Genomic DNA, 19,856 nt, shown 5'->3' with positions numbered 1-19,856 from the left:
GCAAAGCCCCCATACAAGATACTACGGACTTACAGCCAGCAGCGGTTTGTCCTTGCTGATGCCATGTCCGTACTGGTAGTGCCTGTTTACGGTAACGGGCAGTTTGCCGCGGGCAGGTATTTTACCAAACAGCAGTTTAGCGGCAGCCACCTGCGCGTGCTTGTGCGCCTGGTAAGCAAGTATAAGTACACGGCTTTTGTGTATGTCAGGAAATTGGTTCAAGGTATAGGGGTTATCAAATAGTGTCATGATGGCACGGTCGGAGCGGGCCAGGTCCGATACATAGGCAGTAGCTTCCTTAGAGTATCCTAGCCGGTTGCTCGGGGTCACACTGGGGCCGTAAAGTCCCACCAGCACCAGGTCGTAACCTTTGAGCTGCTGCTTCATTCGCTTGATCTCTTTGGCATTGGCCTTACGGGAAATGACGAAGTCAGTATCAATGCGGGCATACTTGTTGATCTCTCGCTGGAAAATACTGGGGCGTACCACACCAAAGGAAAGTGTGGCAATGCGTTGTCGCTTTTTCTGGCGGATGGGCAAAAAGCTCTTTCGGTTGTTGAGCAGCGTCATAGCTGCTTCGGCCAGGGCATGATTGGTGCTGTCGGCCATACCCGGGTTCAGGTCTTCGTACAGGTTGTTCAGTTCAATGGGCCTATACCTGTCAAGGCCAACCCAAGCTTTGGCGGCCAGCATTTTTTTGCAGCGGTGGTCGATTTCGTCCTGCGAAATCTCACCCCGGGCAATAGCCTGCTTGATAGCCTGAATCGCTTTAGGGACACTGTTGAGACGCTCCAGCACATCGTTGCCCGCGATCAGGGCACGAGCCTCTGCCTCCCCGGGAGGGAAGTATTTGGTAACGCCTTTCATGACCATCGCGTCCGTGAAGACCAGTCCTTTAAACTCCAGTTGATTTTTGAGCAAACTGGTCACAATGGGTTTGGAAAGGGTTGAGGGTAGATTCTGGGTCGTGTCGAGTTGTTGCATGTGCATGTGTGCTACCATAATACCGCCAATGCCATGCTTGATCAGCTCCCGGAAGGGGTATAGCTCAAGCGAGTCGAGTCGGGCACGGTCATGCGGAATCACAGGCAGGTCATAGTGGGAATCCACGTCTGTGTCGCCGTGGCCAGGGAAGTGCTTGGCCACGGCAATGATGCCATTCTCCTGCATGCCGCGCATATAGGCCAGACTTTTGGCTGTAACATCCAGCTTGTTTTCTCCAAAAGCACGGTAGCTGATAATGGGGTTTTGAGAGTTGTTGTTGATGTCGGCCACCGGAGCGAAGTTAACGTGCATACCCAGCCGCTTGAATTCCTCGGCCACCTCAGCACCCATACGATAGATCAGGCCGTTGTCCTCAATAGCACCCATCATCATCTGAAAAGGATACTGTACCGTACTATCCAGACGCATTCCCACACCAGTTTCGGCATCCATCGATATAAGAAGCGGCACTTTAGAGGCAGCTTGCAGTCGATTGTTCAGGACAGCCTGCCGCACGGGGCCACCCTGGAAGTAGATGATGCCGCCAATCTTATACCTTTTCACCAGGTTCATTACATCAGCTTCATAGCTCGGGCCTTTGTTCGAAAAAGCCTCAATGATGATAAGCTGCGCAATACGTTCCTCCGGGCTCAATGTCTCAAATACAGAGTCTACCCAAGGCGAAGGGTGCTCGATCGCTTCAATAAGGGTGTTAGGTCGGGTATAGGGTACCTCTTCCGGTGCAAACTCACGCTGTTGTTCTTCGTCCCGCGCATAAGCTGCCCTGCTTGTGTCTGTACTCTCGCAGGAGCTTAACAGCAGTATGCAGCTCAGGAGGCTGAAGCATACTGCTGCCAGACGGTTGGTCAGGGGGTGAAAAGGATTCGCGTGCATGGTACTCGTAGTGCAATCAATCTTATAACCACTCAAATCTTAAATTAGTTTTTGACGATACTTTTATACGCTTAAAAGCAAAGTTGAAATGGAACTGATACGGTATAGAACGTGAAAAGTAGGTATAACGCATACGTTTTGTGCCTGACAGCCCTTATCTTGCCAATAGGTAGGGTTATTTATTCATGACCTGCCTACACCCGCGTACGTATAGTCTGACCACAACAAAAGGAGCAATTCTACCTCCTCCACATAAAGCCCTATGATGCGAGCAATTCCTCTGCATAGCCGCCAAGACCTGAAAGCCGAAAATGAGCGTTTTGCTTATAGTTTTCTGCCCGGGACTTTGTTTGTGGGACTCATTTGGCTCGTGGCGCTGCTCTCTTACCTGAGTGAGGTCAATCTGGTCTGGCTGGGCATTTATCCCCGCGATTTTCTGGGACTGATCGGGGTGTTTATGGGGCCTCTCATCCACTCTGGACTCATCCATTTGCTGTCCAATTCATTTCCGCTGGTGCTGCTCTCCGGCTTCATTCTGTTTTTGCACCGCCCGGTCGCACTGCGGGTATTTGTGTTGGTCTATGTGCTGAGCGGCTTATTTACCTGGTTTATTGGCCGGGATGCCTACCATGTGGGAGCAAGCGGCGTGGTGTATGGTTTAGCAGGCTTCCTGTTGTTCAATGGCATCGTGCGCCGCGACAGGGCTGGGCTGGCTGTTTCCTTAGCTATTCTATTTTTGTACAGCGGCCTTTTTTACGGTTTGTTTCCGTCTGAGGAACGCATTTCATGGGAAGGGCACTTGGGTGGCCTGCTAGCCGGGCTGGTAGCAGCCTTGATCTATGGAGAGCATGTGGACAAGCAGGCTGCTATACCTGTAGAACCACCGCTGAGCCAGCGTGAACTGTCCGCGCAGCAGTTACACCAAAGCAGCACGATAGGGGGGGCACAGCAGTATACCTGGCGCTATTCTATTTCTCCTGACGGAGCCGGCAAGGTATACGAGCACAGGGCGCAAATCAGTCCACGCACCGGTATGCTGGAACCTTCAACCTCAATAGATCAATCTACGTCTAAACATTAAAAGACTGTTTAATGATGAACAACACAGCTACAAAGCAAGAAGATACCAAGCAAAGTAAATGGCCCCTTTTGGTGACAGCGGCTATTATTGCCATGTTGGTGGGTGCTTATTTTATTTCATCCGACTTTCAGGCGAATATTCAGGAAGGATGGGACGTGCTTACAAGCGGCGATGAGGAGCGCATCTCATCCTGGGTAGAGCAGTTTGGTTTTTGGGGACCATTCTTCATTATACTGGCCATGGTTGCACAGATGTTCTTGCTGGTAATCAACGTGGTGGCGCTTATGCTGGTGGCTATTATCGCTTATGGGCCGGTATGGGGTTCACTCATTGCATTGGCGGCTGTGTTGGTGGCATCTACTATAGGCTACCTGATCGGCCGGGGCCTGGGTGAGGCGGGTGTACGCAAGATCATTGGCCAAAAGGCAGAGGAGAAAGTCTGCGGGTTCGTTTCAGATTACGGTGTCTGGGCAGTGATCATAGCCCGAGTCTCTCCTTTCCTGTCTAATGACGCAGTCAGTTTTGTGGCTGGTATAACTAAAATGGGATACTTTAAGTTTATCGGCGCCACCCTGGCAGGTATCACTCCGCTTACCATACTGTTGGCCTGGTTGGGCGAAGATGATGAACGCCTGATGAATGGGCTCATTTGGGTAGGAGGTATAAGCCTTGCCCTCTTTATAGGTTATGTCGTTTATGACAAATACTTCAAGAAGAAGCAGCAGCATAGTTAAGGTACAGGTATCCTACTAAGTGCCGATTGATGTGCTTTGTAAATTACAATTATGAGCGTGAGTTACTCCTTCAAAACAACTGTATTTAAACATTACTAATGCAATAATTTTGATTTTAACTATAAATTTTTAGTGATAATTCTAATTTTTTTTGATAGGCTGACTTACCTTCAAAATCTGGGATTTGAGTAGAATTTGCTCTTTAATTAGATATTTTGAATTAAGATATAGTAGCAGCGATCCATCCTGTATCAATCCATTTTCTAAAACTTAATCACATGGCCCGCCGTTTAAGCGTGTTATTGTTATGAAAATGATGTTTCACGAAATGGATTGCATATGTTAAGGGTCAAAATACTCGCAGTAATGGTCTCCGTTTTTGTAACTTTTTTCGAAGAAATGGCTTTTCTGAAACCTGAAGTTTCAAGCCCTCCGAACGAGAGCAACCAGCCAGAACTACTATCACCCCGACTCATAGAAAAAGTACAAGAATACCCCGATTACCCAGAAACTTTTACCGTTACGGCCACGGTTTACTACCCCGAAAAAGGCCAGACCGACGGAAATCCCTTCATCACAGCCGACGGCTCCCGCATCAACCCCAAAAACCCTAAAAGACATCGCTGGATTGCCCTCTCACGGGATATGCTGACCCGCTGGGGCGGTGATATACAGTATGGCGATACGGTATGGGTGCGCGGAATTTCAGATGAACTTGATGGGCAGTACATAGTGCGTGACACCATGAACAGACGCTTCAAAAACCACATAGATATACTCGTGGGTCGCAAAGACAACATTTATGGAAAGTGGGAAGACGTGCAGATTGCGAAAGCTGAATTTCCTGATTTCGAGGAAACCGACTTCCAGCCGAGTTATTATGGCTTTGCGATGAACAACTAAGCCCATAATCTGGAGCTGGGGCAGTCCCGTAGCGTGATTTTGCTTATATTGGAGGTTCATAAAGCTGATTAAGTTATGACAAGAGATGAAGCACGCGCCATACTGGAGCAGATGACCAGCAGTGAGAGTCTGCTGCGCCATGCACGCACCGTAGAACTCGTAATGGAGGCCTACGCCAGCAAACTGGGTGAAAACGCGGAGCAGTGGGCTATTACCGGTCTGCTCCACGACGCTGATTACCAGGCCTACCCGGAGCAGCACCCTCATGTGATCGTAAACCTGCTGCGGGAAAGAGGGGAGGAGACGATCGCCCATGCCATCTCTGCGCATTATACTCACTGGGGCGTACCTTACGAAACCACCCTCGACAAAGCCCTGATCGCCTGCGATGAAATAACGGGCTTTATTGTTGCCTGTGCGCAGGTGAGGCCTCAGCGTTTGGAAGGCCTGGGGGCAAAGTCAGTGATGAAGAAACTAAAAACGAGCGGATTTGCCGCCTCTGTAGATCGTGAGGAAGTACGGTTAGGCGCTGAACTGTTTGGAGTAGATTTGAAAGAGCATATCGATTTTATTATCGGGGTACTGCAAAAGCATCAGGCTGAGTTACAGCTCGAACCTTTGGAGCAAAACGAGGCTTCCTGAAGTCTGCCTGAAATTGATAAGAGCCGCACCGGGGCAGGTATAGCCCCGGTGCGGCTTTATTTTATGCCAGATAATATTGAAGTGCCTCCAACCCTTTGGCATTGTCCTCAGCCTCTACCACTTCGTCAATCACAAACTGGATTTCCTGCTCACTCCAATTTTCCTTCTCAGCGGCTTTTACAAACTGTTCGATGGCAACATAGCGGTTGGTGCCTGCAGGTATAGTAACTTTTACTTTTTTGCGGATGTTCATGTTGTATGCTTGTTATCGGCAAGAATACATAGCCTTTTTCACAAAATCAATTTTTTTATGATGATACAGCTGTCTCCTAAGTAAAGCTAAATCAATGTTATACCCGCTATAGTGTAAAAAGTCACAATCTGGTAATTAACCCTTTCCGGTGTTGGTCGTTACAATAAGCTATATCCGTGCACAAACTGATAAATCATGGAGAAGCAAGCTTTTACAATTGATCACATAACTGAGCTGGATAACCTGACCATTATGCATTTTGCGGCGCCTATCATTGTAGCTTCTGTGCTGATAGAGTGGTATGTCGGTGTCAAAAAGAAAAAAGATTACTACGAGAAACGCGATTTTATGGCAGCGGTGGCCATCGGGGCGGGCAGTGTGGTGCTTGGCGCGTTGCTTAAGGTCACACTGTTTTACATTTCGCTTGAGATTTACAATGCAGTGCCATGGGCCATACCGCGCTCTTGGTGGGGCTTTGCCTTAGCATTTGTGATGGTAGACCTTTGCCGCTACTGGGCGCACCGTATCTCACATGAGCAGCGCTTCTGGTGGGCGACCCACGTCACGCATCACTCTTCCGAGAAGATGAATTTTTCCGTATCGTTCCGCACTGGCTGGACGCAGCATATTAAGTTCCTGTTTTTCCTGCCGGTGCCTTTCCTCGGTTTTGATCCCTTTACTTTCTTTGTATGCCATCAACTGGCAGTACTTTATCAGTTTTGGGTGCATACGGAGTTAGTCAGTAAGCTGCCTGCACCCATCGAGTATATCTTTGTGACACCCTCGCACCACCGGGTGCACCATGGCTCCAATCCGAAATACATCGATAAGAATTACGGTTCAACCTTCATCATCTGGGACCGCCTATTTGGTACATTTCAGACTGAAGAAGAGCGCCCAACGTATGGTCTGACCAAACCAGTCAACTCATTCAACCCGATCTACCTCGTGTTTCATGAATGGGTAGATATCTGGAAAGACCTGCTGCATGCACGGTCATTCAGAGAAGCGTGGGACATCCTGTTTAAACCGCCAGGAGCTGTTGTGACAGCCTATCAGCGGGAACAGGAGGCACTGGCAGCACAACAGGCGCAGCCGCTGGCCGTGGCGCCAGCGTTGCAAGTAGCCACCGCTATACCTACTGACATGGAAGTTGACGAGCGAATCAATCAACCGGAAAACCAACGAGTGGGTTAAAACCAGAAAAGCATGGCGGACGCCATGCTTTTCTGGTTTTCTATAGGGTTACTACTTAATAGTTGTTATCGTACTGCTGGCCCTGACTTTGGCCAGGGTTGCTTCTGGCCTCACGCGGCACGCCCATCTTCTCTTCGCGGCGTGACTGGTACTGGGCAAACTGATGCTCTGTGAGGATGTCTTTGATCAGCGAAAGCCTTGTCTGGCTGATAATATCCATTTGCTCCGCCAGTTTGCGTGGGTCGTCCTTATACTTGGTGCGAGCCTCTTCAGCATGCTTTATGCTATTGCGGTTTACATCCTTCAGCGCAGTAGCCTGCTTTGCGTTAAGGCGCAGGTTCTTCACCATGCCAGCTGTCATATCATCAGCACGCTGATCCAGTGTTTTAGGGGCATGCTGGGTAGTGCCGACCTTTTGAGTTGGGGCCTGCGCAAACACAGCAGTGGCAGCAAAGGCAAAAAACAAGGTGGCAAGAACTGACTTTTTCATATCTCTTTTAAAGCTTATCATAGGTGCTTTTTTCTATATCAAATATTGTTCCGGTATTTCGGTATAGGTCTATTTGCAACAAGCCGTGCTCAGGTATAGTTTCTGATCAGGCTCTGTGAGCAGATAACGCTAAGATTCCGAGTGGAAGTATACCTTGTAAAAATGCATACCACGCTCCTGATCGAAGCCGCGCTCCACATACTGCTCACTTTGCTCCGGGTTATAGCCGCTGAACTTGATCTCAATCTGCGTATCCAGCTTGATGAAGTTGCGGAACTTGCGCTTCATGTTCTTCACCGTGTTCTTGTTGATCGCAAAATCAGTGAATCCCTCGATGTCGCGCTCCTCTGCAAAAGCCTGTGTGTAGTTCTTGAAGCGCTCGGCCGTTTCGGGCTCATCGATCACGCTGCTCGTAAACTCCTCCAGATCAAAAGTCTCGCTTTTGGAGAAATAGTCTACAGAGCGGCTAATAAAGTCTACCTGTGCTTTTTTGCTGTCCGTCTGGGCAAATACCTCCTCCGAGAAATCCTTACACAGGTTCAGCGCCGTTTTGGTGTTGAAGTTGGTGTCCTTGAGCTCCGTCACGTTTAGGAAGTCCTCTTTCCAGAACACGGCGTCTGTGCTGTTGGCGTCCACGATCTTTACCCGGAAACCGTCTTCGGCCTCAGTGTTAAAGATCAGACAGCCTTTGTCGACACTCTTGATGTTTACCCCGAAATGGTAGTTCATGCTCAGGTCATCATCTTCTTCCTGAAAGGTCAGGAAGGTATCTTTGTTCTCAGACTTGAATATGCCGATCGCGTCCACAATGTCGTCTTCCATTACGCAGCCCGACAGGTGCACCACGTAGAGTTCACCGCTTTTCACTTTCGGGTGGTCCGACTGTTCGTAGAGGTGGTTGAGCACATGCACCGAGTACTCCAGAAACTTCTGTGGCTCTGTGAACATCAGCGCCGAGTAGGCAAACATTTCGTTCAGGGCCAGGTCGGAGGTATGGTGAAAGCGGAAAAACTCCTCCTGCTTAAAAGGAGCCAGAAAGTAATTGGTCAGCAAATCACTCAGTTGTTCATCCCGCAGATCGACCAGTTCTTTCGAAGCGATCACGCCTTCTTCCTTTGCCTTGTTGCCTACCCTGTGCACGGCCAATCTGTTGAGCCGTACCTGTCTTTTATCATTCATCTGCCTATATCATTATGCCTGCCTCTGTTCTGAGCCATGGGGCTGCAAAGGTAAGGTGCAACTATACCTGTGGGCAAATAAGATGCATGATTTAGCTTGCTTTATTTACACCATTTTTGCTGCTTAATAATTATTTTAAATCGTAATTAATTGATTTTTAAATAATTATACCTGATTATGAACTTTTTTGAATACACCTGACTCCAATTTGGCACGATTCTTACATCAGGCATAGTAAGCTGCGCAGCTTATTTCTTGTTTTTCAATATTTAAGGATAGGTGTGATGAAAAAGATATTTCTACTACTGGCCGTCGTTCTGGGAATGGCGGCAACTCAGGCAAATGCGCAGCAAAAGCAGCCCGTGCGCATCGGTATAAAAGCGGGTGTGAACATGGCCGAATGGCAGGGGCAAACCATAAACAGTGCACAGGACCTAATGGATATGACCAACGGTTCCCTGAGCCGCGAGATGCGGGAAGGCTTTCATGTGGGCGGTGTAGTGTCTATTCCTATAGCGCCGGGTTTCGAGATCGAGCCAGGTCTGCTGTATTCTCAGAAAGGTATGCGTCTGGTTGGCAAGATCCCGATGGAGCAATTTGACTTTCTGAATGCCGGGGTTACCGTGACCAACAAGGCAGAATACATTGATTTACCGATTCTGGCGAAGATATTTATTGGCGATGGCTTCCATATTTTCGCGGGTCCTCAATTCTCCTACCTGATCTCAAACAAGGTACAGGTTCGTGCAGGAGCACTGGGTTTTAATGCCCTGAACCAGGAGTGGGATATGAACAGCGGCTTTCGTGAGTTGGATGTGGCGGCAACCGGAGGTGTAGGCTACCGCTTTGCCAGTGGCTTTAACCTAAGCGCCGGCTACGATTACGGTCTGACTACCGTAGATGCCAACCGCAACTTCGACACCTTCAACCGGGTGATCAAAGCTTCAATTGGCTATACTTTTTAAGAAAATATAGATTGTTAAAGTGTTTTGGTGAGATGTGCAGGCCGTTCCCTTTGGGAGCGGCCTGCATTTTTTGAATACACCCCATAAAAAACCCCTGCAGGTATACCTGCAGGGGTTTTTACGTTTCCTGTTGAACATAGCAGCTTAACAGCTTGCCAAACAGTCGACGCTTAGATTAAGATTTCTTGTAAGGGAATTTCTTTGAAGAGTTTCTCATCAGGGCATTCGACAGAGATTTTCTGCTGCTGCCGATGCTACCAGAGGCAGCGTAGTCGTATTTCCAAAGCAGATCACCCTTCAGGCCTTCATGGATGGTGATGGACGTATTCACGCTATTGGTTGGGCCCCAGGCACCTACAAGCAAGCCAACTGCGATGGCAGCACCATCAGACATTGGCTGTGACATAGTCGCTTTTCCAGAGATGATAGCATCCACGCCCAGTATCTGGCAGATCTCGTCTCTGGACACCGTGTTCATGTTATCATATGTGATGCCAGCCTCTGACAGCAGTGCGTTGGTCTTACTAACGTCCTGGAAATTAACAGTGTACTTGTTTTTTGACATCTCCTTTAAGAAGAAGCCGTACACGTCGCCCTGCAGGCCATAGCCGTAGTCTTTCTGCTGCTGCTTCACCATCTCAGGTGTTACGCCTTTCGGAAGTTTTCTGGATTCGATCAGCACATCGAAAGGTACAATGGCCAGTGTTTCGTGTTTTGCTTTGACTTCTTTGAAAGACGCTGCAGTATAGATCTGAGGGCCACAAGCTGAGAAGCTAACTGCAAGCAAAACAAAAAGTAGAATTTTTTTCATGTGTGAAATGTGAATGATGGTTAAGTTTGTTTAAAAAGTGGACCAAATATAATAGTCTTGGGATATTTGTCTAGTGTTATGGCAAAATAAATTTTAAGCAAATAATTCCATAGCGGGCGCAAGGTTAAGCCCTTTGCTATACCTGTGCTTGACGTGAAATGTAAAAAGTATCGTTGGTTTGGCTTGCCTTAGTCCCGGCATAACGCATCGAGCTATAACATCACCCCGTTATGGGCGCATAGCCTATAGCCTTGCCCGTGGATGTTGATGATTTCCACAGCTGGGTCATGGCGGAGGTATTTGCGGAGTTTAGCGATGTAGACGTCCATGCTGCGGCCTGTGAAGTAGCTGTCTTCGTGCCAGATGCGCAAAAGCGCTTCTTCGCGCGGCATCACGTCGTTCAGGTGCTGACAGAGCAGGCGCAGCAGTTCGGCCTCCTTCGGTGACAGTTTCTGGATGTCCCCGTTATGATGCAGCAGTCGGAGTTTGTACTGAAACCGGTATTGCCCGATGTTGTACTCTGTTACTTCCTGCTTTTCTGCGGCTGGGTTGCCGCCCTTACGGTGCATGATCGCCTTTATTTTGTAAAGGAGCACCTCTGAGTCGAATGGCTTGGTAATGTAGTCATCTGCACCGATTTTGAAGCCTTCAAGCATATCCTCCCGCATCGCTTTGGCGGTCAGGAAAATCAGCGGCATGTCAGGCTGTAGTTTCTTGATTTCGCGTGCCAATGTGAAACCGTCTTTGCCAGGCATCATGACATCCAGTATGCAGAGGTCAAAACTTCCTTTCCGGAAAGCCGTGATGGCCTGACAGCCGTCGGGGCAGAGCGTTACCTCATAGTCATGCAGCTCCAGATAATCTTTGAGCACGATGCCAAAATTAGGATCGTCCTCGGCAAGCAATATGTTCAGTCCTTTGTCGCTCATGGCATGACGGATTATAGGTATAGGCTTTTATTTAAAGATGCTGTGCCGGCTGCTCTGGTTGCATGGCTAAGGCTAGATTAGGCACTGGCTGGCAAAAATAATTCAAAACGGCTGCCTTTGCCCGGCTCACTTTGAAGTTTTATAGTGCCGTTATGCGCTTTCACGATCGCTTTTACATAGCTGAGTCCCAGTCCAAAGCCCTTCACATTGTGCAGGTTGCCGGTCGGCACACGATAAAACTTATCAAATACGCGCAACTGCGTGTCCCGTGTCATGCCCATCCCTTTATCCTCCACGGCCAGCAGTGTGCCTCCGGCTGTGTTGTAGGTTGCTATCCGGATGGCTGGGCGGTCGGGAGAGTATTTGTTTGCGTTGTCGAGCAGGTTGCAGATGACGTTGTAAAAATGCACTTCGTCCAGCTCAAGTTCGGTCCCTGTGGCATGCAACTCAGTAGTGATATGACCCTGGCGCTCCTCTACCTGCAGGTATATGCTCTCAATGGCCTTGAGTACCAAAGCATGCAGGTCGGTTCTGGTCAGGTTCATCTGATAATCATTCTTCTCGAGTCGGGCAATCTGCAGCACATTCTCCACCTGGGAGTTCATGCGCTTATTCTCTTGCCGGATGATGCCGGTGTAGTACTGCACCTTCTCCGGTCGGGCGTATACCTTGGGGTTGGAGATGGCGTCAGCGGCAAGTGAGATTGTGGCAATCGGCGTCTTAAACTCGTGCGTCATGTTGTTGATGAAGTCGTTCTTCATGTCAGAGAGTTTCTTCTGCCGGAAGATGATGTGAATCGTTGTGCCGAAAGTGGCCACCATGATCAGAGTGAAGAGCGCCGAAAAGACCAGCATCATCCAAAGTGATTTCAATGCGTACGCCTGACTGTCAGGGAAATAGACGGCAAGGTGATCTGACTTGTCAAAGATGTCGTTCGGGAACAGGCTGGCCTTGTAGGTAGCGAAGGAGTTGATGCCGCTCACAGGCAAATGGCTGGCCATAACGGTATCCTGCTGGCCAGAGAGTACCCAATAGCCGAAATCCAACGCAATGCCTTTGTCATGCAGTTCGCTTTGCAACATGGGCTTTAGCTCGTTCAGGTTCACTCGCTGTGCCAGGGGGAGGTCTTTGGCCACGTATTCCACGACCATTTTCTCTACGACATCATTCAGCTTTTCTTTTTTAGCCTCAATTTTGGCAGGGTCAGGAGTAGGGGGACTGGCAGGTGCAGGCCTGCTCTGAGCCGGTTTTGATGCGGCAGGTATAGTAGCCGTCTGAGCACTGGTCCGGAGTGTTATGTCGCGTTGTGTTGCTTCCTGCACAGATTTCCGCTCTTCTGGTCTGTGTATGCTCCGGAAAGTGATTTTGTTGCCAGTGACGATGCCCGGATCCGATACAATTACCTCTGTCAGGTTATTGCGGGAAGCGTTACCTTTTTTGAAAATGAAAATACTGTCTTTCCGTACATTGATCGAGGCTATTTCAGCTGGTGAAAGCACCTGGCTGTACGTGTTGTTGCGGCGGAGACTGTCCAGGTGCAAGGCAATGAACTGCAGTGTATCAACCGAAAAATGAACGCTCCGGCCATTTACCTGACGGGTATACCTGACAGTGCTATCCGGCAGTCTACGGACACGCACCGCTCCTTTATCGCTCAGGCGGTAAGCACGTGCGTGTAAAGAGTCTGTCTGCGCTTGCCAGGCTGCCATGTGCCGTAGCTGCTCCATTGGGATGGCTGGCATAGCTGGCATACGCACGCCAGGGGGTAACAAGTGATGCACCAAGGAGTCTAAGGATCTGAACTCAACCCGATAACTAATGTTGCCGGCATTGGGATGGGCCTGGCCTTTCAGAGTTCTGGAGAGCGTGGGCTTATCTGTTTGTTGCTTTTCTGACAGTGCTATACCTGCTGCTGTTGCTATACCTTGGGGTTGGCTTTGTGAGGCAACCGTGTTGGTGCCCTGAGGGTGATCAGAAGATTCTGACTGCCTGGGGCTGGAGAAAGCTACTTGTGTAAGAGAAGGTATACCATGCAGTGGCACCGTTTCTTGTACGGGTTGTTGAAGCGTGGCCATTCCGCTGGCCACTGCCGACACGGCTTCCTGCGTTTCCAGCTTTTCAACTACGCGGGCCAGCGCCTCGTGTACGCTCCGGTCAAATTGCTCCTGCTTCACCTGTATGGCATCCGATATCCAATACAGCTGAAGGCCGACCATACCGAGTAACGATATGCTCATCAGCACGATAACACCTATGATAGTCAGTTTGCTCACATAACAAATTTACGTATTTCGCTTGGCTTGTCCATTACTTTAACTTTTCCTTAACAGACTTTAACCTGGCTTTAACGCTTAGGGCTTACGTGCCAGCGTACATTTGTAGAAATGATTTGCTAACTCCTTATACCTCATCACTATGGACCTCTTCATCAACTTTCAGACCTTAATCAGACTAGCCCTCGCCCTGCTGATGGGGCTCTTGCCATTATACCAGTCTCTGGCGCAGGAAACGGGCCAGGAGAAGCATAAGATGCATATCAAGATGATTCGCACGGTAGATGGTAAAACGGTGGTCATCGATACCACTTTCACAGCCGAGACCGAGGAGGCCATTGCCAAAGCCCTTAAAGCGGCACGGCTTGACACGGCACACATGCGTATGCTGGACGGGAAAGTGAGAGCCTATACCTTAGGCAGAGAGGGGAATGCCATGTACAAGGCAAGGGTACAGGGTATGAAGGGAGATAGCGCTATGCTGCGTGCTCTAAAAGAGGTGCGTGTGCTCTCTCTGTCTGCCGATAGTATGAGCAAAGAGATGGTGAAGCGCATCGAAGTGCTTCGTGAGCAAGGGAAGAACCTGACTATTGCGGGTAATCCTGACGTCTTTATACGCATGCCCCGTGACTCAGCCTTTTCACTGCGAATGCTCAATGGAGAGCGTGTGATGGCCATAAACCCAAGAGAAATCGAGCGAATAATGGTAGAGACTTTGCCTAAGGGACTTCTTGCCGACTCCCTGCTTATGAATGCAGAAAGGAACTACATTAGGATCATAACAGACGGGGAGGACAGAAAGGTGTACCGCATCGACCGTGACGGAAAAGAAACAGAGGTATCAGGAGAGGAGATAGGGCTTCATTTTGCCAGACCTAACCGGGCGATTTTTATCATGCACAAGGTTAAAGTAGAAGATGCAACAAAAGCTGATAAAGAACAACTGAAGGCGACTGGCGCCCCTGTGGAAATGAAGTCACGCGAAGAGCTGAAAGTGGAAGAAATCAATTTTTCACCGAATCCGAACAATGGTCGTTTCAAGATGAATTTTGCGCTCAAAAACAAAGGCACCACCGTCGTGCGGGTAATGGATGACAAGGGCCGCGAAGTGTTTGTGGACACAGTCGAGAAACTTACAGGAACATATGAGCGGGAGATAGACCTGACGCCTTTTGGCCGGGGGCTTTACTTCTTGCAGGTAGCGCAAGGAGACCGCTATCATACCAAAAAGGTGTTAGTACAGTAGTTTATGTTGTTAGAATAGTTCAGTAGAGAAGCCCGGTGCCTGCAGTGCCGGGCTTTTTGCATCATAACTCTTGGTGCCTGCTATGAGTAGAAAGAGCAGTACCTATACCTGAAACTGATGAAATCTACCCTATACCTTATTCTATTCCTTTTGCTTTTCCAGGTTTCTGCCGTGGCGCAGTCGCAGCGGACCTACAATGCCACCCTGAGTGATTACGCGTACCGTTATCCGGTTAATTACCTGGAAGTAGAGCAGGAGGGGCAGAAGTACAAGATGGCTTACATGGATGTGTCGCCGCCACCCAGTTTCAAAAATCCGCAAACAGTGGTGCTCCTGCATGGCAAGAACTTTCTGGGCGCCTATTGGCAACAAACGATGAATTTCCTGGCCGGACAGGGCTTTCGGGTGATCGTGCCTGATCAGTTGGGTTTCGGCAAATCGGATAAGGCTGAGGTGCATTATAGCTTCCACCAATTGGCCCAGCACACACGCCAGCTGTTGGATCACCTGAAAATAAACGGAGCAGTAGTCGTAGGACACTCGATGGGTGGCATGCTGGCTACTCGCTTTGCGCTGATGTATCCGGAGACAACTGCCAAACTCGTGCTTGAAAACCCGATCGGACTGGAGGATTACAGGCGTATTGTGCCTTACAAAAGCCTGGAGGAGTTGTACCAGGAAGAACTGAAACGTACTGAATCAGGCATTCGGGATTATCACAAAACCTACTATACCTCCTGGAAACCAGCCTACGATGAGTGGGTGCGTATACCTGCTGCTCAGTTGCGCAGTCCAGACTACCCCTTGGTGGCTCGTGTGGCAGCGCATACCTATGCCATGATCTATGAGCAGCCGGTGGTATATGAATTTAGTGAGCTGAAGATGCCTGTGCTTCTGGCAATTGGATTGGAAGACCGCACGGTAGTAGGGAAGTCCTACATTGAGAACGAGGAAGAACGAAAGCAATATGGGCAGTACCCGCAACTGGGCCAGCAAACTGCAGGTGCCATACCTAATGCCAGGCTATTTGAATTGAAAGGTGTGGGGCACATCCCGCACATTGAAGCACCGGATCAGTTTCACAAAGCACTACTGGAGTTCTTAAAGCAATAAACTTTAAGTCAGAGGCTTAATGATGGTGGTGATGATCGTGATCGCTAGGTCTGCTGTTGAAATTGGCAATGGTTCCCAGCCCGAAGAATACAAACCAGCAAAGGTATAGCGCATTAAAATCATCCACTGTTTTGTCAATAAACAGGAGGATCACATTCGCCAAAATGGTCATCACCAAGCCCGTCATAGCCACAAACTGGTAAGAGTTCATCTCACGCGGGTCGTATATTTTCGATAGTTTCATAAGCCTTTTCGCTGCTGGTTCTTCCTGTAACGCAATCGGGATGCCATACGTGCCATCCGTCCGCATTATTTCGTTCAAAGATAATCGAAAGATAGGTGAGATGTATAATAGTGTTTGGTTGATTTGTTATGTTAAGTAAGTGATGCTATACCTAACTGAACTTCCGGGAGAGCGTATACACAGGTAAACAAATGAATTGAATTATGGCAACCAGAGATGAAGATATACAAAACACGCCCAACAGCCCTAAAAACATAAGTGACGAGCATCGCAAAGGTCAGACGATGGGCAACAAACCCGATCCGTCTGCTAAACGCAATGTAGGGTATGGGGGAGCGTTGGAGCGGGCAGACCAGAAAGACAGTCTGGAAAACCTGCATATACAGGGTAACGAAACAACGGGCTACGGCGCCAACAACCCCAAGAGCACAGAGGAGTTTGCGCAGGGTCCTGGTTTTGAGTACGAGGGCAGCGACACCGCCATGGACGATGATGTAAATGGAATTCGCAGTCGCCAACAACCATTTGGTGAAGATGACACAGAACCAAACGACAGCGACCAAAGCCGAATCTAAGGTATAGCCTATACCTTAAAACACAAAAAAGCCCCGCCTCTTCAGAAGAGGCGGGGCTTTTTTGTGTTATGGAATACTAGTACTCCAGATTTCCTGATGGTCTGCTATGGCTACTGCCCTTTTTATCACGCCAGTTTCTGCGGTTACCGTTAGCTGAGCGGCTACTTGTGCCAGCGCTTGCTGTTGCGCGACTGTTTCCCTCGCTTCTGCCAGAACGGTTATTACCACTTCCAGATGGTCTGCTGCCACTTGCAGCAGGGCGGTTGCCATTATTAGGGGCGCTGCTATTGCGGGGCTCTCTGCCTCGTCCGCCGCCTCCGGCAGGGCCTTTCGGCTTCTTGGCATTCTCCAGGTTTACTGACAAGTGCTCTGGTAAAGCAAACGGATGGTTTGCGTCCACTTTGATCTGCTTGTTAATCAGCTTCTGAATGTCACGTAGGTAGGCACGCTCTTCTACGTCGCAGAAGGAGAGGGCAATACCTGCGTTGCCGGCACGACCTGTACGACCTATACGGTGCACGTAGGTTTCGGGCTCGTTCGGTAACTCAAAGTTGATCACATGTGATAGTTCTTCTACGTCAATACCGCGGGCGGCAATGTCTGTAGCTACCAGCACACGGGTAGAGCCTGCCTTGAAGTTGCTTAGCGCCCGCTGACGTGCATTCTGCGACTTGTTACCATGGATGGCTTCTGCCTGAATATTGGCTTTGTTGAGGTCCTTTGCTACGCGATCAGCACCGTGCTTTGTTCTGGTGAATACCAGTACGCGGTCAATCTCAGACTCAGTGAGGAGGTGACGCAGCAGTTCGCGCTTGTCGTTCTTTTCTACAAAGTACACAGCCTGGCCTACTTTCTCAGCTGTTGATGAGATAGGCGTTACTTCTACCTTCACCGGATTTATCAGGATAGTATCAGCTAACGCCTGAATTACAGGAGGCATCGTGGCTGAGAAGAACAACGACTGGCGTTGCTTCGGCAGCATCGGGATGATGCGCTTGATATCATGGATAAAGCCCATGTCCAGCATGCGGTCGGCCTCGTCAAGCACAAAAAACTCCACGTGCTTCAATGATATAAAGCCCTGACCGATCAGGTCGAGCAGTCGACCTGGTGTCGCGATCAGCACGTCTACGCCGCGCTTTATAGTCTGAACCTGTGCATGCTGCGACACGCCACCGAAAATAACGGTATGGCGTACGCCTGTGTTTTTGCCATAAGCGGCAAAGCTTTCATTTATTTGTATGGCCAGCTCCCGCGTAGGAGTCAGGATAAGCGTTTTGATGGTGTTAGATGCTCTGTTTTTCTGATTGTGCAGCATTTGCAGCACAGGTATGGCAAAAGCAGCTGTCTTGCCTGTGCCCGTCTGAGCGCAGCCAAGCACGTCGGTGCCTGCCAAAAGATGAGGTATAGCCTGTTCCTGTATTGGCGTAGGCTGTGTATAGCCTTCTGCCTGTAGTGCCTTCAGGATAGGTTCTATTAAATTTAATTCGCTAAATGTCATGTATGATTGATTATTGCAAGCTACAAAGGTAAGTCTATTATTCCGGCTTGCTCTTTTTTATTTGTTACCCCCATTTACTGCCTCCAGGCAGGTATCAGTGGGTTGATTAAGGGTACAACAGGAAGTGTATACTAATAATTCAAAGCGGGTATAATAGAGACAGCTCAGCCTGCTAACGGCAGCAAGTGCACAGGGCAAAATGTTTTGTTAGCTTTGCGTAAGTATAAGCAGGCAGGCACCGGGAATTTGTAAAATACATAGCTTCTGCGTGTATGCCTTTAGAAGAAGACAATGACACAGCCACATACATTGCACATCCGCAACATGGTATGCCCCCGCTGCCTTAAGGTAGTTACACAGGAGCTTGACAAACTTGACCTGCATCCTGTGGCCATCGAATTGGGAGAGGTAAAGCTCGAACAACCGCCTACTGCGGAGCAAATGCAAAAGCTACGGGAATCTCTGCAGGAGAACGGGTTTGAGCTGATCGAAGACAAAAAGGCGGAGCTGGTAGAGAAAATCAAGATCGCCATCATTGAGCTGATTCGCTCCGGAGAGGTCGAGAACCTGGACGTGAATGTATCCGACTATCTGGCCCAATCCATCGGTCGTGATTACCATTACCTGAGTGGGCTGTTTTCGGCGGAGGAAGGGCTGACGATTGCCCGCTTTGTTGTGCTGCAGAAAGTGGAACGGGCAAAAGAGCTGCTGGCATACAATGAGTTGACGCTTAGCCAGATCAGTTTTCAGTTGGGTTACAGCAGCGTAGCACACCTATCGGCACAATTTAAGCAGGTAACCGGCATGTCACCATCAGAGTATAAGAAAGCCACAGCTCCAATGCGGAAGCCGCTTGATAATGTAACCTGATATAAGAATTATGACGAATGGGAATTATGGGAAGCTAATGTTGATGCTTGGGCTTTCCTTTGTGGTGATGTATGCAGTCATGTTCAGCAATGTAGCAGAATGGAGTCATGTTCGTCTGAACCTCAATCGTCTTTACATGACCATCCTGATGGTAGCTCCTATGGCGTTGATCATGCTGGGAGTGATGCGCTCCATGTACAAAGACAAAAAGCTAAACGCCATCATTGCAGTTATGAGCGTTATAGCGACTATCGGAGCATTTATCATGCTGCGCAACCAGGCCTTTGTCGGGAATGATGAGTTTATACAATCCATGATACCGCACCACTCATCAGCCATACTTGTAAGCGAAGAGGCCAGAATCAGCGATCCGGAATTGAAGCGGTTGGCCGAGGAAATCATCCGGGCGCAGCAGCAGGAAATAGCCGAGATGGAGAAAATAGAACAGCGGGTAGATTAAAGGAAAGGCAGGTATAAAAAGACTGTTAAAAGCAAGAGCGCATGCGGCGTCGGTAATGACGGGGCATGCGCTCTTGCTTTTGAGAAAGGCAGACTACTCTACCCTTATCAAAAATTCTTCTTTGATAAACTCCAGAATTTCAGGAGAAAGCGGCTTTGAGAAAAACTCTTTTACTTCTTTGTGGCTGCGGGCGCACTGTATGTCCTTACGGTCCACGGCCGACGAAAGCATAAACAGGCTACACTTCTGAGTTGCGTACTCAGGTAACTTGCGGTACTCTTCTATGAAGTTCCAACCATCCATACCTGGCATGTTAATGTCCAGGAAAATCAAGTCAGGAAAATTAGCTCCTGATGGCTCAACTGAAGACTTCAGAAAATCTAGTGCCTCTTCAGCTCCTTGAAAGCTGAACACGTCTTCGGCAAAGTGCTCATTTCGGATAATGCTTTCGCAAACAAAATTGTTCACCTCGTCATCATCAATCAAAACTACTCTTTTCAATATATTCATTA

General features: G+C 48.9%; 21 protein-coding genes. 11 read left to right on the top strand and 10 right to left on the bottom strand.

The window, feature by feature from the left end; all coding sequences use genetic code 11:
* Positions 1 to 21: 21 nt before the first annotated feature.
* Complete coding sequence (locus tag AC5FX6_RS07835) at positions 22 to 1,878, bottom strand: glycoside hydrolase family 3 protein (protein ID WP_493596474.1); 1,857 nt, start codon at positions 1,876 to 1,878, stop codon at positions 22 to 24.
* A 262-nt stretch (positions 1,879 to 2,140) separates the two neighbouring features.
* Between AC5FX6_RS07835 and AC5FX6_RS07830 the strand changes: the two genes are divergently transcribed.
* The 4 genes from AC5FX6_RS07830 to AC5FX6_RS07815 all read left to right on the top strand — a co-directional run bounded on the left by AC5FX6_RS07830 (position 2,141) and on the right by AC5FX6_RS07815 (position 5,238).
* Positions 2,141 to 2,959, top strand: coding sequence for a rhomboid family intramembrane serine protease (locus tag AC5FX6_RS07830; RefSeq protein ID WP_493596473.1), 819 nt, complete (start codon positions 2,141 to 2,143; stop codon positions 2,957 to 2,959).
* Between the two features lie 11 nt (positions 2,960 to 2,970).
* Positions 2,971 to 3,693, top strand: a complete 723-nt coding sequence (locus tag AC5FX6_RS07825) for a TVP38/TMEM64 family protein (protein ID WP_493596472.1) — start codon at positions 2,971 to 2,973, stop codon at positions 3,691 to 3,693.
* 399 nt (positions 3,694 to 4,092) lie between these two features.
* On the top strand, positions 4,093 to 4,596 hold the full coding sequence (locus tag AC5FX6_RS07820) for a hypothetical protein (protein WP_493596471.1): 504 nt from the start codon (positions 4,093 to 4,095) through the stop codon (positions 4,594 to 4,596).
* Positions 4,597 to 4,671: 75 nt separating this feature from the next.
* Positions 4,672 to 5,238 carry an HD domain-containing protein gene (locus AC5FX6_RS07815; protein ID WP_493596470.1) on the top strand — a complete coding sequence of 189 codons (567 nt, stop codon included), beginning with the start codon at positions 4,672 to 4,674 and terminating at the stop codon, positions 5,236 to 5,238.
* Positions 5,239 to 5,299: 61 nt separating this feature from the next.
* On the opposite strand, the gene AC5FX6_RS07810 is transcribed toward AC5FX6_RS07815, so the two are convergent.
* A complete protein-coding gene (locus tag AC5FX6_RS07810) occupies positions 5,300 to 5,491 on the bottom strand; it encodes a hypothetical protein (RefSeq protein ID WP_493596469.1) in 192 nt (63 codons plus the stop codon).
* Between the two features lie 195 nt (positions 5,492 to 5,686).
* Between AC5FX6_RS07810 and AC5FX6_RS07805 the strand changes: the two genes are divergently transcribed.
* A complete protein-coding gene (locus AC5FX6_RS07805) occupies positions 5,687 to 6,688 on the top strand; it encodes a sterol desaturase family protein (RefSeq protein WP_493596468.1) in 1,002 nt (333 codons plus the stop codon).
* A 55-nt stretch (positions 6,689 to 6,743) separates the two neighbouring features.
* Here AC5FX6_RS07805 and AC5FX6_RS07800 read toward each other — a convergent pair whose 3' ends face one another.
* A complete protein-coding gene (locus AC5FX6_RS07800) occupies positions 6,744 to 7,178 on the bottom strand; it encodes a DUF4890 domain-containing protein (RefSeq protein WP_493596467.1) in 435 nt (144 codons plus the stop codon).
* Between the two features lie 129 nt (positions 7,179 to 7,307).
* Complete coding sequence (locus tag AC5FX6_RS07795; protein ID WP_493596466.1) at positions 7,308 to 8,357, bottom strand: nucleoid-associated protein; 1,050 nt, start codon at positions 8,355 to 8,357, stop codon at positions 7,308 to 7,310.
* A 284-nt stretch (positions 8,358 to 8,641) separates the two neighbouring features.
* Between AC5FX6_RS07795 and AC5FX6_RS07790 the strand changes: the two genes are divergently transcribed.
* Positions 8,642 to 9,322 carry a porin family protein gene (locus AC5FX6_RS07790; RefSeq protein ID WP_493596465.1) on the top strand — a complete coding sequence of 227 codons (681 nt, stop codon included), beginning with the start codon at positions 8,642 to 8,644 and terminating at the stop codon, positions 9,320 to 9,322.
* A 175-nt stretch (positions 9,323 to 9,497) separates the two neighbouring features.
* Here the strand turns inward: AC5FX6_RS07790 and AC5FX6_RS07785 are convergent, their stop codons facing one another.
* The 3 genes from AC5FX6_RS07785 to AC5FX6_RS07775 form a co-directional block, all read right to left on the bottom strand.
* Entirely contained in the window at positions 9,498 to 10,133 is a 636-nt protein-coding gene (locus AC5FX6_RS07785; protein WP_493596464.1) for a hypothetical protein, read from the bottom strand.
* Positions 10,134 to 10,345: 212 nt separating this feature from the next.
* Positions 10,346 to 11,062 (bottom strand): response regulator transcription factor, encoded by a 717-nt coding sequence (locus AC5FX6_RS07780; protein ID WP_493596463.1) that lies wholly within the window; start codon positions 11,060 to 11,062, stop codon positions 10,346 to 10,348.
* A gap of 77 nt (positions 11,063 to 11,139) precedes the next feature.
* Positions 11,140 to 13,335 carry a sensor histidine kinase gene (locus AC5FX6_RS07775; RefSeq protein ID WP_493596462.1) on the bottom strand — a complete coding sequence of 732 codons (2,196 nt, stop codon included), beginning with the start codon at positions 13,333 to 13,335 and terminating at the stop codon, positions 11,140 to 11,142.
* A gap of 142 nt (positions 13,336 to 13,477) precedes the next feature.
* On the opposite strand from AC5FX6_RS07775, the gene AC5FX6_RS07770 reads away from it, so the two are divergent.
* Positions 13,478 to 14,581, top strand: a complete 1,104-nt coding sequence (locus AC5FX6_RS07770; RefSeq protein WP_493596461.1) for a T9SS type A sorting domain-containing protein — start codon at positions 13,478 to 13,480, stop codon at positions 14,579 to 14,581.
* 117 nt (positions 14,582 to 14,698) lie between these two features.
* The gene (locus tag AC5FX6_RS07765) at positions 14,699 to 15,694 is read left to right on the top strand and encodes an alpha/beta fold hydrolase (RefSeq protein ID WP_493596460.1); all 996 of its coding nucleotides are present in this window, start codon (positions 14,699 to 14,701) and stop codon (positions 15,692 to 15,694) included.
* A gap of 16 nt (positions 15,695 to 15,710) precedes the next feature.
* Here AC5FX6_RS07765 and AC5FX6_RS07760 read toward each other — a convergent pair whose 3' ends face one another.
* Entirely contained in the window at positions 15,711 to 16,016 is a 306-nt protein-coding gene (locus AC5FX6_RS07760) for a hypothetical protein (protein ID WP_493596459.1), read from the bottom strand.
* Positions 16,017 to 16,141: 125 nt separating this feature from the next.
* Here AC5FX6_RS07760 and AC5FX6_RS07755 point away from each other — a divergent pair, with 125 nt between their 5' ends.
* The gene (locus AC5FX6_RS07755; RefSeq protein WP_493596458.1) at positions 16,142 to 16,513 is read left to right on the top strand and encodes a hypothetical protein; all 372 of its coding nucleotides are present in this window, start codon (positions 16,142 to 16,144) and stop codon (positions 16,511 to 16,513) included.
* A 76-nt stretch (positions 16,514 to 16,589) separates the two neighbouring features.
* Here AC5FX6_RS07755 and AC5FX6_RS07750 read toward each other — a convergent pair whose 3' ends face one another.
* Positions 16,590 to 18,014 (bottom strand): DEAD/DEAH box helicase, encoded by a 1,425-nt coding sequence (locus tag AC5FX6_RS07750; RefSeq protein WP_493596457.1) that lies wholly within the window; start codon positions 18,012 to 18,014, stop codon positions 16,590 to 16,592.
* Between the two features lie 291 nt (positions 18,015 to 18,305).
* On the opposite strand from AC5FX6_RS07750, the gene AC5FX6_RS07745 reads away from it, so the two are divergent.
* Both AC5FX6_RS07745 and AC5FX6_RS07740 read left to right on the top strand, forming a co-directional pair.
* On the top strand, positions 18,306 to 18,884 hold the full coding sequence (locus AC5FX6_RS07745; RefSeq protein ID WP_493596456.1) for a helix-turn-helix domain-containing protein: 579 nt from the start codon (positions 18,306 to 18,308) through the stop codon (positions 18,882 to 18,884).
* Positions 18,885 to 18,894: 10 nt separating this feature from the next.
* Positions 18,895 to 19,344: a DUF305 domain-containing protein gene (locus AC5FX6_RS07740; RefSeq protein ID WP_493596455.1), complete on the top strand. Its 450-nt coding sequence runs from the start codon at positions 18,895 to 18,897 to the stop codon at positions 19,342 to 19,344.
* 93 nt (positions 19,345 to 19,437) lie between these two features.
* Here AC5FX6_RS07740 and AC5FX6_RS07735 read toward each other — a convergent pair whose 3' ends face one another.
* Positions 19,438 to 19,854 (bottom strand): response regulator, encoded by a 417-nt coding sequence (locus AC5FX6_RS07735; RefSeq protein WP_493596454.1) that lies wholly within the window; start codon positions 19,852 to 19,854, stop codon positions 19,438 to 19,440.
* Positions 19,855 to 19,856: the final 2 nt, after the last annotated feature.

Source organism: Pontibacter sp. LHS2 (genome assembly GCF_058932845.1).
The sequence above is the reverse complement of the archived record's forward strand: the minus strand, read 5'-3'. Positions and strand labels throughout refer to the sequence as shown.